This window comes from Pseudomonas sp. TE6288 (assembly GCF_054062095.1).
On the sequence record NZ_JBSSEW010000003.1, the window covers coordinates 218091 to 232682 of the forward strand.

At 67.2% G+C, this 14592-nt stretch carries 12 protein-coding genes; 5 read left to right on the forward strand and 7 right to left on the reverse strand.

The features are described 5' to 3' along the window. Window positions 1-28 precede the first annotated feature (28 nt). A complete protein-coding gene (locus ACVWY1_RS04445; RefSeq protein WP_102682843.1) occupies window positions 29-643 on the reverse strand; it encodes a LysE family translocator in 615 nt (204 codons plus the stop codon). Window positions 644-677: 34 nt separating this feature from the next. Then, on the reverse strand, window positions 678-1598 hold the full coding sequence (locus ACVWY1_RS04450; RefSeq protein WP_277504769.1) for a LysR family transcriptional regulator: 921 nt from the start codon (window positions 1596-1598) through the stop codon (window positions 678-680). A 103-nt stretch (window positions 1599-1701) separates the two neighbouring features. Here ACVWY1_RS04450 and nfsB point away from each other — a divergent pair, with 103 nt between their 5' ends. Continuing rightward, window positions 1702-2355: an oxygen-insensitive NAD(P)H nitroreductase gene (gene nfsB / locus ACVWY1_RS04455; protein WP_102682841.1), complete on the forward strand. Its 654-nt coding sequence runs from the start codon at window positions 1702-1704 to the stop codon at window positions 2353-2355. 26 nt (window positions 2356-2381) lie between these two features. On the opposite strand, the gene ACVWY1_RS04460 is transcribed toward nfsB, so the two are convergent. Continuing rightward, on the reverse strand, window positions 2382-3302 hold the full coding sequence (locus tag ACVWY1_RS04460; RefSeq protein WP_457377840.1) for a LysR family transcriptional regulator: 921 nt from the start codon (window positions 3300-3302) through the stop codon (window positions 2382-2384). Window positions 3303-3413: 111 nt separating this feature from the next. Here ACVWY1_RS04460 and ACVWY1_RS04465 point away from each other — a divergent pair, with 111 nt between their 5' ends. Beyond that, window positions 3414-4601 (forward strand): MFS transporter, encoded by a 1188-nt coding sequence (locus ACVWY1_RS04465; protein ID WP_457377841.1) that lies wholly within the window; start codon window positions 3414-3416, stop codon window positions 4599-4601. A gap of 3 nt (window positions 4602-4604) precedes the next feature. Here ACVWY1_RS04465 and ACVWY1_RS04470 read toward each other — a convergent pair whose 3' ends face one another. The 3 genes from ACVWY1_RS04470 to ACVWY1_RS04480 form a co-directional block, all read right to left on the reverse strand. Further along, window positions 4605-5237 (reverse strand): LysE family translocator, encoded by a 633-nt coding sequence (locus tag ACVWY1_RS04470; protein ID WP_102682838.1) that lies wholly within the window; start codon window positions 5235-5237, stop codon window positions 4605-4607. Window positions 5238-5352: 115 nt separating this feature from the next. Then, entirely contained in the window at window positions 5353-6360 is a 1008-nt protein-coding gene (locus ACVWY1_RS04475) for an aldo/keto reductase (protein ID WP_110701497.1), read from the reverse strand. Between the two features lie 109 nt (window positions 6361-6469). Next, window positions 6470-8005, reverse strand: coding sequence for an FAD-dependent oxidoreductase (locus ACVWY1_RS04480; RefSeq protein ID WP_457377842.1), 1536 nt, complete (start codon window positions 8003-8005; stop codon window positions 6470-6472). A 180-nt stretch (window positions 8006-8185) separates the two neighbouring features. Between ACVWY1_RS04480 and ACVWY1_RS04485 the strand changes: the two genes are divergently transcribed. The 3 genes from ACVWY1_RS04485 to ACVWY1_RS04495 are packed head-to-tail and all read left to right on the forward strand — an operon-like array spanning window position 8186 to window position 13875. Next, window positions 8186-9328, forward strand: coding sequence for a MexC family multidrug efflux RND transporter periplasmic adaptor subunit (locus ACVWY1_RS04485; protein ID WP_457377843.1), 1143 nt, complete (start codon window positions 8186-8188; stop codon window positions 9326-9328). 15 nt (window positions 9329-9343) lie between these two features. Continuing rightward, entirely contained in the window at window positions 9344-12472 is a 3129-nt protein-coding gene (locus ACVWY1_RS04490) for an efflux RND transporter permease subunit (RefSeq protein ID WP_277504762.1), read from the forward strand. Continuing rightward, window positions 12472-13875, forward strand: a complete 1404-nt coding sequence (locus ACVWY1_RS04495; protein ID WP_277504761.1) for an efflux transporter outer membrane subunit — start codon at window positions 12472-12474, stop codon at window positions 13873-13875. The genes ACVWY1_RS04490 and ACVWY1_RS04495 overlap by 1 nt, the downstream gene beginning before the upstream one ends. Before the next feature lie 97 nt (window positions 13876-13972). Here ACVWY1_RS04495 and mobA read toward each other — a convergent pair whose 3' ends face one another. Next, window positions 13973-14548 (reverse strand): molybdenum cofactor guanylyltransferase MobA, encoded by a 576-nt coding sequence (mobA, locus tag ACVWY1_RS04500; RefSeq protein WP_457377844.1) that lies wholly within the window; start codon window positions 14546-14548, stop codon window positions 13973-13975. Between the last annotated feature and the right edge of the window lie 44 nt (window positions 14549-14592).

A 14592-nucleotide genomic window follows, 5' to 3' on the forward strand; every position in this document is an offset into this window, starting at 1 on the left:
CCGGGTGTTTAGAACGATTGTGCAGCCTTCAGCGCTGCGCCAGTGCCAGGTTGAGGCCTAGCCCGGCGAATGAGGCGGCGAAGCCGCGGCGCAACCAGGCTTGCACTCTCGGCGAGTCGATCACGGCGCGGCGGAACAGGTGGGCGAGCAGGCCATAGATCACGAAGACGATGAAGGTCATGGCCATGAACACCGCGCTGAGGCTGAGCATTTGCACGGTCGCGGAGCCGGCCTGCGGGGTGATGAACTGTGGCAGGAAGGCGAGGAAGAACAGCGTCAGCTTGGGGTTGAGGATATTCAGCAGGCAGGCTTTGATCACCAGTTGGCTGGCGGCGGCGGGGGTGGCGTGCGCGTCCACGGCGAAGGCCGCACGGTCGCGCCAGGTGGCGTAGGCCAGGTACAGCAGGTAGGCGACGCCGGCGAACTTGAGGCCTTGGAAGGCCAGGGCACTGGTGTGCAGCAAGGCGGAGAGGCCCAGTACCGACGCCAGCAGGTGCGGGACGATGCCCAGGGTGCAACCGGTGGCGGTCCACAGGCAGGCCCGTCGCCCGGCCACCAGGGCGCTCGACACGGTGAGGATGACCCCGCTGCCGGGGATCAGCACGATGATCAGCGCGGTGACGAGAAATTCCAGGCTCGGCATGAATGACAGCTCCTTGCGGTCGGGGGTGGATGCACTATACGCCCGGCGACAACGGCTGCAACATGTCGTCCGGGCGCAGCGCGGCGAAACGCTCGCGCAGCCAAAGGTGCAACTGGGCCACGGCGGGGGTGAGCTGCTTGCGGTGCGGGCACACCAGGGTCACCGGGGTCAGCTCGCCGGGGTACTCGGGCAGCAGCAGTTCCAGCTCGCCGGCGGCGACATCGGCGCTGACATCCAGCCACGACTTGTAGACGATGCCTTCGCCTTCCAGCGCCCAGCGCCGCACCACGTCGGCATCGTCACTGAACAGCGGCCCGCGCACCTGCACGGTGCGGTTGCCCAGGCGCCATTTGTCGTACACCCGGCTTTGCTGCAGGTACAGCAGGCAGTCGTGTTGCTGCAGGTCCTCGGGGGTCAGCGGGCGACCATGGCGCGCCAGGTAGTCCGCAGAGGCCGCCAGCACCCGGCGGTTCCACGGCGCCAGGGGCAGGGCGATGTAGTTGGCGTCCTCGTTCTGGCCGTAGCGGATGGCGACATCCACCGGGTCGCGGTACAGGTCGGCCAACTGGTCGGAGAGGAAGAAGCGCAGGCCCAGCCCCGGGTGCTCGCGGCGAAATGCACTGAGCCAGGGCCGCAGCAGGTTGCGGCCCATGTCCGAGGGCGCCGCCACCTGCAACACACCGCGCAGGCAGCTGTGGCTGCCATGCAGGTCCTCGCGGCCCTGGCGCAGGGCATCGATCACGCGCTGGGCGGTGGGCAGGTACAGCTCGCCTTCGGCGGTCAGGCGCAGGCTGCGGGTGGTGCGGGCGAATAGGCGCACATCGAGCTCGCGCTCCAGGCGCTTGATCGCCGCGGCCACCTGGCCGGGCAGCAGGTCGGCCTCGTGGGCTGCGGCGGTGAAGCTGCCCAGGGCGCTGGCACGGGCGAACAGTTCGAGATCATTGATGCGCAGCATTTTCACTCCAAGGATGAAAGTGTTGCTGCATTGTGCTGGTTTTTCTTTGCGGTCGGGAAGATAAGATGCCATTCATTCACGACCCCTTGAGGAATTGCCGTAGATGGACACCGTTGCCCTCGCCAAACGCCGTTACACCACCAAGGCCTACGACGCCAACCGCAAAATCCCCCAGGCCACCATCGACGCGCTGCTCGAGCAGTTGCGCCACAGCCCGTCCTCGGTCAATTCGCAGCCCTGGCACTTCGTCGTGGCCGACAGCGCCGAAGGCAAGGCGCGCCTGGCCAAGGCTACCGATGCGCGATTCGCCTACAACAGCCCGAAAATCCGTGACGCCTCGCATGTGATCGTGTTCGCCGCCCGTACCAACATGACCGAAGCCCACTTGCAGGCCGTGCTGGGGCAGGAAGCCGCCGATGGCCGCTTCCGCAACGAACAGGCCCGCGAAGTCCAGGACCAGACCCGCCGCGGTTATGTCGACCTGCACCGCCATGACTTCAAGGACCTGCAGCACTGGATGGAGAAGCAGGTCTACCTGGCCCTGGGCACCGCGCTGCTGGGCGCTGCCGCCCACGGCCTGGACGCCACGCCGATCGAAGGCTTCGACGCCAAAGCTTTGGATGCCGAACTTGGCCTGCGCGAGCAGGGCTACACCAGCGTGGTGCTGCTCAGCCTGGGCTATCGCAGCGAGGAGGACTTCAACGCCGGGCTGAGCAAGTCGCGCTTGGCGGCGGGGCAGGTATTTACCTTCCTGTGAGTATCGGCAGTGGCGCTTGACTTGGGTCAGCCCTGGATCAGCGGCCCCAGGCGCTCGGCCAGGGCCTGGACCATCGCGCTCACCTTGGGCAGGTGCCCGCGGTTGCGGCGCCAGGCCAGGTTGATCGGCAATCCTTCCATGGCGTACGCCGGCAGTACCTGCTGCAGCGTCCCGTCATCGAGCTGACGCTGCACCAGCCAGGTTGGCAACTGGGCGATGCCGTGCCCGGCGCTGACAGCCAGCGCCTGGCCTTCGGCATCGCCGATGGCCAGGCGCCCGGGCATGCCGCGCAGCTGCGTCAGGCCCGGGCGGGCGCCGGCAAAGTGCAGGGCCGGCGTGCTGCCGTCTGCGCAGGCATAAAGCACGCAGCCCTGGGCCTGCAGTTGCTGCAGGTCGCGGGGTGTGCCGTGGCGGGCCAGGTAGGCGGGGGCGGCGCAAAACACCAGGCGCTGGCTGCCCAGGTAACGGTGCTCGATGCCTGGCTGCCAGGTCTGCGGTCCGCCGATGCGCACGACGATGTCGATGGCGTCCTCGATCAGGTCGACGAACCGATCGGAGAGGGTGATGTGCGGTTGCAGCCGTGGATGCCGCGCGGCGAAGTCCAGTACGGCGGGGAGGCCGTGCAGACGGCCGAAGGTGGCTGGCAGGTCGATGCGCAGCTTGCCGCAGGGCGTCTGGTGTTCATCGTTGAGGGCCAGCTCGGCTTCCTCGATGTCCGCCAGCACGCGCGTGCAGGCGCGGTAGTAGTCGGCGCCGCTGTCGGTCAGGGCCAGGCGCCGGGTGGTGCGTTCGAACAGGCGCACCTGCAGGCGTTTCTCCAGGCGCGCGACGCCCTTGCTCACGGCGGAACTGGTGAGGCTCATGCGTTCGGCGGCGGCGATGAAGCTGCCAGCGTTGGCCACGCTGACGAAGAAGTCGATGTCCTTGAGGCGTTCCGAGGCAGACATGGCGAGGCCTTTTATTAATGAATCTGATTCACTTGATAAAGGAATAACTACCAGTAATCGGAACATACTTCCAGATTAAGCTGGCCTGCCATTCACCAAGGATCGCAGCCGATGCCCACTTCCAGCCTGACCCACGCCACCCTCACGCGCCCAGGGCCGCGTACGGGGTTGTCCATCGGCCTGTTCGCCATCGGCGGCTTTGCGGTATTGACCACCGAATTTCTGATCCTCGGCCTCCTGCCGGCGCTGGCCCGTGACCTTGGCCTGTCGGTGGCGGGCGCGGGCCAGTTGGTCACGCTGTTCGCCGTGACCGTGATGCTGTTCGGGCCGCCGCTTACCGCCTGGCTGTCGGCAATGCCGCGCAAGGGACTGTTCATCGCCATCCTGCTGGTGTTCGCTGCGTCCAACGCGCTGTCGGCGCTGGCGCCAAACATCTGGGTGCTGGCATTGGCACGCTTCATCGCCGCGTTGGCCTTGCCGGTGTATTGGGGCACCGCCAGCGAAAGCGCCGGGCAATTGGCCGGGGCGGGGCGGGAGGGCTGGGCGGTGTCACGGGTGTACCTGGGCATCACTGCGGCATTTGTCTTCGGCATTCCATTGGGCACGCTGGCCGCCGGGCTGGTCGGCTGGCGTGGCAGTTTCGCGTTGCTCGCCGGACTGTGCCTGCTGGTGGCGCTGTTGATGTGGGCGTGGCTGCCGAGCGTGCCGGCGGCACCCGCCCGTGCGCCGGGGGAGCGGCAGACGGTGATCCTCAAGGACCGCCGCTTCATCGCCCATGTGCTGCTCTCGGCGCTGGTGTTCACCGCCATGTTCACTGCCTACACCTACCTGGCCGAGACCCTCGAACAGCTGGCCGCCGTGCCGGCCGGCGAAGTGGGCTGGTGGCTGATGGGCTTCGGCGTGGTCGGCATGCTCGGCAACGGCCTGGCCGGGCGCATCGTCGATCGCAGCCCGTTGCGGGCGACCCTGCTGCTGTTGGCGATGCTGGCGTTGGGCATGGGCGCGGTCACCCCGTTGCTCGGCACTGCATGGCTGCTGGGAGGCGCGCTGGTGCTATGGGGCATCGCCTACACGGCGCTGTTCCCGGTCTGTCAGGTGCGGGTGATGCAGGCCGGCGCCAAGGCCCAGGCCCTGGCCGGGACCTTGAATGTGTCGGCGGCCAATGCCGGTATCGCCGCCGGTGCGGCGTTGGGCGGCGCGGTGATCCAGGTCCTGGGCCTGAGCGCCCTGGGCTACGTGGCGTGTGGGTTCGCCGTGCTGGCGATGATCGCGACCCTGGCCATGCTGGCGAGCGAGTGAGGCCTACACCGCCCGGGTGTTGAGCAGACGCACGCCCAGGCCGATGAACAGCGCGCCGCTGGCGCGCTTGAACCAGGCCGCCAGGGGCGAAGCCTTCAGGCGCAGGCCGAAGCGCCAGGCCGTGAAGCAGTAGAAGGAGTGCACCAGGCAGACGATCAGCGAGCCGCTCAGGTACATGGCCGCGAACTGGCCGAAGATTGGCCGCCCAGGCTCGAGGAACTGCGGCAGGAAGGCGCAGAAAAATACCAGAGTCTTGGGGTTGCTCGCCGAGACCAGGAAGGCTTCCACGGCGATCCGCCATTGCGTCTGGGGCGGCGTCGCGACCACCTGCGCCGTCGACGCGGTGGGGGCGCCTTTACCCAGCAACTGGCGCAGGCCGAGGTAGATCAGGTAAGCGGCGCCGGCCAGCTTCAGCACCAGGAACGCCGTGGGCAACGAGATCAGCAGGGCACCCACGCCCATGGCCACGGCGGTTATCGTCAGCAGTTGCGCGGTGAGGTTGCCGAACAGGGTCATGCTCATGCCGGAAGGGCCATAGCGCAAGGCATTGCGCACGGTGAGCAGGACATTCGGGCCGGGCAGCAGCGAGGTGAGCAGGTAGGCGAAGGAGAACGTCAACCAGAGGTGCAGGGCCATGGAGCGCGTCCTTTGCGCTGGTAAAGACACACAATGCCAGTAATCGGCGCGGACCGCCATTGGGCTTCGCTGAGGGAGCGGCTTGCCCGCTCCCAGAGAAGGTGCCCAGGCCGGTTCAGCGCGCCAGGCGCCCGCTGACGAAGTGGGCGACATCGTTGAAACCGGGCGTCGAGGCATGGCCGGGCGTCACCAGCGAATCGATGAAGGCCTCGTCCTCCGCCGTGACCTTGACCTCCAGCGCACCGGCATAGGTGTCCCACTGCGCCTCGGTGCGCGGCCCGACGATGGCCGAGCTGACCAGGCGGTTGTTCAGCACCCAGGCGATGGCGAACTCGACGATGCCCACGCCCTTGGCCTCGGTATAGGCATGGATCTTCTGGGCGATGGTCAGCGATTCCTGGCGCCATTCCACTTCCATGATGCGCTTGTCCTGGCGGCCGGCGCGGCTGCCTTCGTCGGGAGTGGAGCCTGGCGCGTACTTGCCGCTGAGCACGCCACGGGCCAGCGGACTGAACGGCACCACGCCCAGGCCATGGTAGGCGGCGGCGGTGAGTTGTTCGGGCTCGGCCTGGCGGTTGACGATGTTGTACAGCGGCTGGCTGACCACCGGCTTGGCCACGCCGAGCCTTTGCGCCACGTTGCAGATCTCGGCGATGCGCCAGCCGCGGAAGTTGGACACGCCCCAGTAGCGGATCTTGCCTTGCGCCAGCAGGTCGCCGATGGCGCGCACGGTTTCTTCCAGCGGTACCGAATGGTCCTCGCGGTGCAGGTAGTAGATGTCCAGGTAGTCGGTGCCCATGCGCGTGAGGGTGGCCTCGATGGCATTGAACAGGTGCTTGCGCGACAGGCCGCTGCGGTTCGGCAGGCCATCGACCGGGCCATAGCCGGCCTTGGAGGCGATGATCCACTCGTGACGGTTGCGCGCCACCGCCTCGCCGACGATTTCCTCGGAGCGGCCGCCATTGTAGACATCGGCGGTGTCGACGAAGTTGATGCCCTGGTCCCAGGCCTTGTCGATGATGCGCAGCGAGTCTTCGGTGCTGGTCTGCTCGCCGAACATCATGCTGCCGAGGGTGAGGGCCGAGACTTGCAGGCCAGAATGGCCGAGAGGGCGGTAGATCATTACAGATAATCCTTTTCTGATGCCACGAGAGGGGTTTCCCTCTTTTACACAGTTCCGCCCTGCATTGAAAGCGCAGGCCAGGCACCGTTTCAAGGCGCTGGCGCGAGGCTCATCCATCCGCCCAGGCATCGATCAGCTCACGCGCCTCGCGGCTCGACAGCGGCCGCTTCAGGCGCTGCGACAGCACCGCCATGGCCCGTGAATAGCCCTTGGCAATCACTGCCTCGACCTGGTCGTCCAGGCATTGCAGGGCAACGAAGTCGCCTTGCTCCGGCGTGCCGACGTACTCGATCCGGTTCCAACTCGCGGCATGCCCGAGCACCTCGTAGGTGCGCCCGTGCTGGTAGGTCCAGAAAAACGGCACGTCGTCGTAGCGGCGCCGTTCGCCGAGCATGTTGGCGGCGGCGATCACGCCATGCTGCTGGGCCAGGCGCCAGTGCTCGATGCGCACCGGGCGGCCAGCAAGGGGGAAGGTGGCGATATCGCCCGCCGCCCACAGGCCGTCGGCGGCCTGCAGGTGCGCGTCCACCGTGAGCGAATGGTCTTCGGCCAGGGGCAGGCCCTGGACGAAGCGGGTGGCCGGGGTGACGCCGGTACCCAGCAGCACCAGCGCGGTCTCCAGGCGCTCGCCATTGGCCAGCAGCACGGCCTCGACGCGCTCGCGGCCCTCGAAGCCGACCACCTCGGTCGGCCCGTGGAACTGCACACCCTTGCGCTCATGCAGCTCGCGCAGGGTCTGGCCGATGCGCTCGCCCAACTGCCGGGCCAGCGGGATGGCGTGGCGCGTGACCACATGCACCTGCAGGCCGTACTTGCGCAGGGCGCTGGCGGCCTCCAGGCCGATGAAACCGTCGCCGACGATCACCACCGGCTGGCCCGGCTCGGCCAGGTCGAGCAACTGCGCGGCATCGGTGCGCGAGCGCAGTACGCAGATGCCGCGCAGTTGCACGCCGGGGAGCTGGGGGCGGTTGGGCTTGCCGCCGGTGGCCAGCAGGGCGGCGTCGTACTTCAACTGCTGGCCGTCGGCCAGGCTGATCACGCGCTTGCCGGCATCCAGCGCGCGTACCTTGCCGTGCATGCGCCGCAGCTGGCCTCGGCGCAGGTCGACTGGGGCGAGCAATGAGGCTACTTCGTCCACCGGCATCTGCCCGGCGATGACGAACTTGCTCAGCGCGGTGCGATCGTAGGCGTTCGGCTGTTCCTGGTCGATCCACAGCAGGCGCCCGGCAAAGCCATGGTCGAGCAAGGTGGCGATGGCGGCCGCCCCGGCGGCGCCGGCACCCACCACGACGAAGGTGCGCGCGTCGCTGTGGCGCGGCGCTTCGGCCTCGGGCAGTGGCTGGTCGTCCACCCATAGCTGGCCGTTCCTGACCTGCACGGCATGCCGGCGCAGACCGGCCAGCGCCGGGGGCTCGCACACCGCGCCCTCATCCACGGCGAAGGCAGCCTTGTGCCAGGGGCAGATCAGCAACCCACCACAGACCGCGCCTTGCTCCAGTGGCGCGCCCTCATGCGGGCAGTTGGCCTGGTAGGCACGCACACGCTCGCCCTGGCGTACCAGGACGAGGTCTTCGGTGCCGGCCTGGACGCGCAGGGGACGGTGTTCTTCGAGCTGGTCGAGGCTGGCCACGGCATGGAAGGTCATGGGGATCTCCTCAGCAGGTAGTGTTCATTTGACGCCTGCCATGGGCCCAGGCTGCGCTCAGCCGACGATCGGAAGGGTGATTACAATATTTCACAAAAACTTCAAATGAGACTAAATTGACTCAAAATCAATGTACAAGTACCATTCGCGCCAATTTTAGCTAACGGCTCGGGTGAGTTCATGAGCAATTTGCGTGCAATAGGGATGGTCAGCTGGCTGGCAGTGGCGGTAGCGCTGGCCGGTTGCGGAGTGCCTGAAGAACAGCAGGCCGTGACTGAAACGGCATTTCCGGTGGAGACCGTGACGCTGGCCAGCGAACAGTTGGCCCTTACCTCGACCTTGCCGGGCCGGGTCGAACCGATGCGGGTGGCCGAGGTGCGTGCCCGGGTGGCCGGCATTGTCCTGCACAAACGTTTCGAGGAAGGCGCCGACGTCAAGGCCGGCGATGTGCTGTTCCAGATTGACCCGGCACCGTTCAAGGCTGCCCTGGCGCGTGTCGAGGCCGACCTTGCGCGGGCCCAGGCGGTGCAGCAGGAGGCCCGGGCACGGGTCAAGCGCTATGAGCCGCTGGTCAAGATCGAGGCGGTCAGCCAGCAGGACTTCGACACCGCCAGCGCCGAGCTGCGCAGCGCCCAGGCGGCCGTGCGCTCGGCCCAGGCCGACGTGCAGACCGCGCGCCTGAACCTGGGCTATGCCACGGTCACCGCGCCGATCTCCGGCCGCATCGGCCGCGCCCTGGCCACCGAAGGTGCCCTGGTCGGGCAGGGCGACGCCACCTTGATGGCGCGCATCCAGCAGCTCGATCCGATCTACGTCGACTTCACCCAGTCCGCCGCCGAAGCCCTGCGTCTGCGTCAGGCCCTCAAGGACGGCGCGCTCGGTGGTGGCGACGACAAGGCGCTGACCGCCCAGGTGGAAGGCACCGACTACCAGCGCCAGGGCGCGCTGATGTTCACCGACGTGGCGGTCGACCGTGGCACCGGCCAGGTCACCTTGCGCGGTCGCTTCGACAATGCCGACGGCATCCTGCTGCCGGGCATGTACGTGCGCGTGCGCACCCCGCAGGGTATCGACCAGCAGGCCATCCTGGTGCCGCAGCGCGCGGTGCAGCGCGGCAGCGATGGCGAGGCGCGGGTGCTGGTGGTCGGCAACGGCAACCTGGCCGAGGCGCGCAGCGTGCGCACCGGCGCGATGCACGGCTCGCGCTGGCAGATCACCGAGGGCCTGCGCGCTGGTGACCAGGTCATCGTCGGCGGCCCGGCCGGCCTTGCGCCTGGCATGTCGGTGCAGCCGGCCCAGGCGCAACAGGCCGCGGCACACTAAGGCGAGGGTAGCGAGATGTCCAAGTTCTTCATCAATCGGCCGAACTTCGCCTGGGTCGTGGCGCTGTTCATTTCCCTGGCCGGCCTGCTGGTGATCCCGGCGCTGCCGGTGGCCCAGTACCCCAGCGTGGCACCGCCACAGATCTCCATCACCGCCTCCTACCCGGGCGCCTCGGCCAAGGTGCTGGTGGAGTCGGTGACCAGCATCATCGAGGAGTCGTTGAACGGCGCCAAGGGCCTGCTTTACTACGAGTCCACCAACAACTCCAACGGCGTGGCCGAAGTGCTGGTGACGTTCGAGCCCGGCACCCAGCCGGACATGGCCCAGGTCGATGTGCAGAACCGCCTGAAGAAGGCCGAGGCGCGCATGCCCCAGGCGGTGCTGACCCAGGGGCTCAAGGTCGAGCAGGCCAGTTCCGGCTTCCTGCTGATCTACGCCTTGACCAGCACGGCCGGTGATCAGGGTGATACCACGGCCTTGGCCGATTATGCCGCACGCAACATCAATAACGAGCTGTTGCGCGTGCCGGGTGTGGGCAAGCTGCAGTTCTTCTCTTCGGAGGCGGCCATGCGGGTCTGGGTTGATCCGCAGAAACTGGTGGGCTATGGCCTGTCCATCGACGATATCAACAACGCCATCCGTGGCCAGAACGTCCAGGTGCCTGCCGGCAGCTTCGGCAGCACGCCGGGGGCCAGCGAGCAGGAACTGACCGCGACGCTGGCTGTGCAAGGCACCCTGGAAACACCGGAGGCGTTCGCCGCCATCGTCCTGCGCGCCAACCCGGACGGCTCCAGCGTACGCCTGGGCGATGTGGCACGCATGGCCATCGGTAGCGAGAACTACAACCTGTCCTCGCGCCTGGATGGCAAACCGGCCGTGGCCGGCGCGGTGCAGCTGGCACCTGGCGCCAATGCCATCCAGACCGCGACGCTGGTCAAGGAGCGCCTGGCCGAGCTGTCGCAGTTCTTCCCGGAAGGCGTTGAATACTCGGTGCCGTACGACACCTCGCGCTTCGTCGATGTGGCCATCGAGAAGGTCATCCACACCTTGATCGAAGCCATGGTGCTGGTGTTCCTGGTGATGTTCCTGTTCCTGCAGAACGTGCGCTACACCCTGATCCCGTCGATCGTGGTGCCGGTGTGCCTGCTGGGTACGCTGATGGTCATGAAGCTGCTCGGTTTCTCGGTGAACATGATGACCATGTTCGGCATGGTGCTGGCCATCGGTATCCTGGTGGATGACGCCATCGTGGTGGTGGAGAACGTCGAGCGGTTGATGGCCGAGGAAGGCTTGTCGCCGGTGGAGGCCACCATCAAGGCGATGGGGCAGGTATCCGGGGCGATCATCGGCATCACTTTGGTGCTGGCCGCGGTGTTCCTGCCGTTGGCGTTCATGTCCGGATCGGTCGGGGTGATCTATCAGCAGTTTTCCGTATCGCTGGCGGTGTCGATCCTGTTCTCCGGCTTCCTCGCCCTGACCTTCACCCCGGCGCTGTGCGCCACCCTGCTCAAGCCGGTGCCCCATGGCCACCATGAAAAGGGTGGTTTTTTCGGTGCCTTCAACCGCGCCTTTGCCCGCGTCACCGAGCGCTACTCGGTGATGAACAGCGCCCTGGTGGCCCGTGCCGGGCGCTGGATGCTCGCCTACGTCGGGATCCTGGTGGTGCTCGGCTACTCCTACCTGCGCCTGCCGGAGGCCTTCGTGCCAGCAGAAGACCTGGGCTACAGCATCGTCGACGTGCAACTGCCGCCCGGCGCCAGCCGGGTACGCACCGACCACACCGCTGAGGCACTGGAAAAGTACCTGATGTCGCGCGACGCGTTGGCCAGCTCGTTCATCGTCAGCGGCTTCAGTTTCTCGGGCCAGGGCGACAACGCCGCGCTGGCGTTCCCCACCTACAAGGACTGGTCCGTGCGCGGCAAGGAGCAGTCGGCGGAGGCGGAAACCGCAGCCATCAACGCCCAGTTCGCGGCCAATGGCGATGGTGCCATCACCGCGGTCATGCCTCCGCCGATCGACGGCCTGGGCAACTCCGGCGGTTTCGCCCTGCGCCTGATGGACCGTGGCGGCCTGGGGCGCGATGCGCTGCTGGCGGCCCGTGACCAGCTGTTGGCCCGCGCCAACGGCAACCCGGTGATCCTCTACGCGATGATGGAGGGCCTGGCCGAGGCGCCGCAGCTACGCGTGCAGATCGACCGCGAGAAAGCCCGCACCCTGGGCGTGAGCTTCGAGGCCATCAACAGCACCCTGGCCACCGCCTTCGGTTCGGCGGTGATCAACGACTTCAGCAACGCCGGGCGCCAGCAGCGCGTGGTGGTGCAGGCCGAGCAGGGCGAGCGCATGACCCCGGAAAGCGTGCTACGCCTGTATGCACCCAATGTCAGCGGCGAGCAGGTGCCGTTCAGCGCTTTTGTCTCCACTCGCTGGGAGGAGGGGCCGGTACAACTGGTGCGCTACAACGGTTACCCGTCGATCCGCATCGCCGGTGACGCCGCGCCCGGCTACAGCACTGGCCAGGCGATGGCCGAGATGGAGCGTCTGGTCAGCGAGTTGCCACCTGGCATTGGTTATGCCTGGACCGGCCTTTCGTACCAGGAAAAGGTGTCCAGCGGCCAGGCTGCCGGCCTGTTCGCCCTGGCCATCCTGGTGGTGTTCCTGCTGCTGGTGGCGCTGTACGAGAGCTGGGCAATCCCGTTGACGGTGATGCTGATCGTGCCGATCGGCGCCTTGGGCGCGGTCTGGGCGGTACTGCTCACCGGCATGCCCAATGACGTGTACTTCAAGGTCGGCCTGATCACCATCATTGGCCTGGCGGCGAAGAACGCCATCCTGATCGTCGAGTTCGCCAAGGAGCTGTGGGAGAAGGGTTACAGCTTGAGCGACGCCGCCATCGAGGCCGCGCGCCTGCGTTTGCGCCCGATCGTGATGACCTCCATGGCCTTCATCCTCGGCGTGGTGCCCCTGGCCATCGCCACCGGCGCCGGTGCGGCCAGCCAGCGCGCCATCGGTACCGGGGTGATTGGCGGCATGCTCAGCGCCACCTTGCTGGGCGTAGTGTTCGTGCCGATCTGTTTCGTCTGGGTGCTGAAGCTGCTCAAGCGCAAGCCGGCCCCTGTGCAACACGCTGTCGAGGTGGCGAAGTGATGGTCATGGATAAATGTGCACTCCCGTTCGTGCTGGCCTTGACCCTGGTCGGCTGTTCCCTGGCGCCGACCTACCAGCGCCCGGAGGCGCCGGTGGCGGCTGCCTGGGGCGATGTCGCCGGCCATCATGGCAAGTCGGTGGAGCAGCTGGACTGGCAGGCGTTCATCGTCGATCCGGCCTTGCGCCAACTGGTCGCCACGGCACTCGACAACAACCGCTCTCTGCGTCAGACCCTGCTCGACATCGAGCAGGCCCGAGCGCAATACCGTATCCAGCGGGCCGATCGGGTACCAGGCCTGAACGCCGGTGCCTCCGGTAACCGCCAGCACCTGCCGGCGGACCTGTCGAACAGCGGCAGGGAAGGGGTCAGCAGCAGTTACCAGGTGGGGCTGTCGCTGCCAGAGTACGAAGTGGACCTGTTCGGTCGGGTCAAGAGCCTGAGCGATGCGGCGCTGGAGCAGTACCTGTCCACCGAGGAAGTCGGCCGTGCCGCGCGCATCGCGCTGATCGCTGATGTCAGCCAGGCCTACCTGACCCTGGACGGTGCCGAACGGCGCCTGACGCTGACTCGCCAGACCCTGGCCAGCCGCGAGGACTCGCTGGCCCTGGTCGGCCAGCGACGAGGCGCTGGCACGGCCACGGCGCTGGACCACCAGGAAGCGTTGGGGCTGGTCGAGCAGTCACGGGCTGAGCTGGAAGGCATCGTGCGCGAGCAGCGCCAGGCCTACAACGCCCTGGTACTGCTGCTGGGCAGCGCCGAGGCGGCCAAGTCGATTCCCGCCGAGCGGGCGCAGGCGCCGATGGTCCTGCAGGACATCGCCCCAGGCGCGCCGTCGGCGCTGATCGAGCGCCGCCCGGACATCCTCGCCGCCGAGCACCGGCTGCGGGCGCGCAATGCCGATATCGGCGCGGCGCGGGCGGCGTTCTTCCCGCGGATCAGCCTGACCGGCAGTTTCGGCACCTCCAGCGCGCAGATGTCCGGGTTGTTCGACGGTGGCTCGCGTAGCTGGACGTTCATGCCGCAACTGTCGCTGCCGCTGTTCGACGCCGGGCGCAACAAGGCCGGCCTGAACCTGGCCGAGGCGCGCAAGGATTCGGCGGTGGCCGCTTACGAAGGCACGATCCAGAGCGCCTTCCGCGAAGTGGCCGACGCCCTGGCCGCCACCGATACCTTGCGTCGCGAGGAAGCTGCGCGGCGTGCCCTGGCCGACACCAGCCGGGCGACCGTAACGCTGGCCAAGGCGCGCTATGAGGGCGGGGTGGACAACCACTTGCGCTACCTGGACGCGCAGCGCAGCGGCTATGTCAACGAAGCGGCGTTCATCGAGGCCAGCACCCAGCGCCAGCTGGCACTGGTCGATCTGTTCCGTGCCTTGGGCGGTGGCTGGCCGGCCCAAGGTTGAAATGCCTCCTTTGGTTGGGAAATCCAACCGCTTGGCCCCAGGTGTCCCTGCCTTGGGGCCTTTTTTTGCCCAGTGATAGGGGCCGAACAGGCGAGCGTTAATCGCGCAACAGATCCGGACTGTTGAAGTTACTCAATCGCGCATCGTCCTCGGCACACGCCAACCCCTGTAAACTCGCCTGCAGCAAAGCCTTCTGCAAACTCCGTTCGCCCACCTGCCAGGCTTGCTCCAGCAATGGCAACACGCGCCGGGGCAACACACTGAACATCGGCTGCCAATACCCACCCTGGCGCACCATGGCCGCACTGTCGTGCGCCACGGCCAGGCGCAGCAGGTCCTCGACCAGCGCCCGGTCGATGCGCGGCGCATCGCAGGCCAGCACTACCACCCATTCGTGCCGGGCTGCCCTGAGCCCGCTGATCACGCCGGCCAGCGGGCCGGGAAAGTCCGCTTCGGCGTCGGTGACGAGCTGGTCGGCGTAGATCGCGTAGGCTGTCTGGTTGCGGTTGCAGGAGATCACCAGGTCATCGCTCAGTGCCCGCACGGCGCGTTGCACATGCGCCACCAACGGCTCGCCGCGCCAGGGCACCAGCCCCTTGTCGCGCCCGCCCATGCGCTGGCCACGGCCGCCGGCAAGAATAAGGATGGAGCAGGGGGGGAGAACGTCGGGCATGAAAAAGGGTTCCGGGCAGTCAATGCCGGGAACCCTCCCATTTA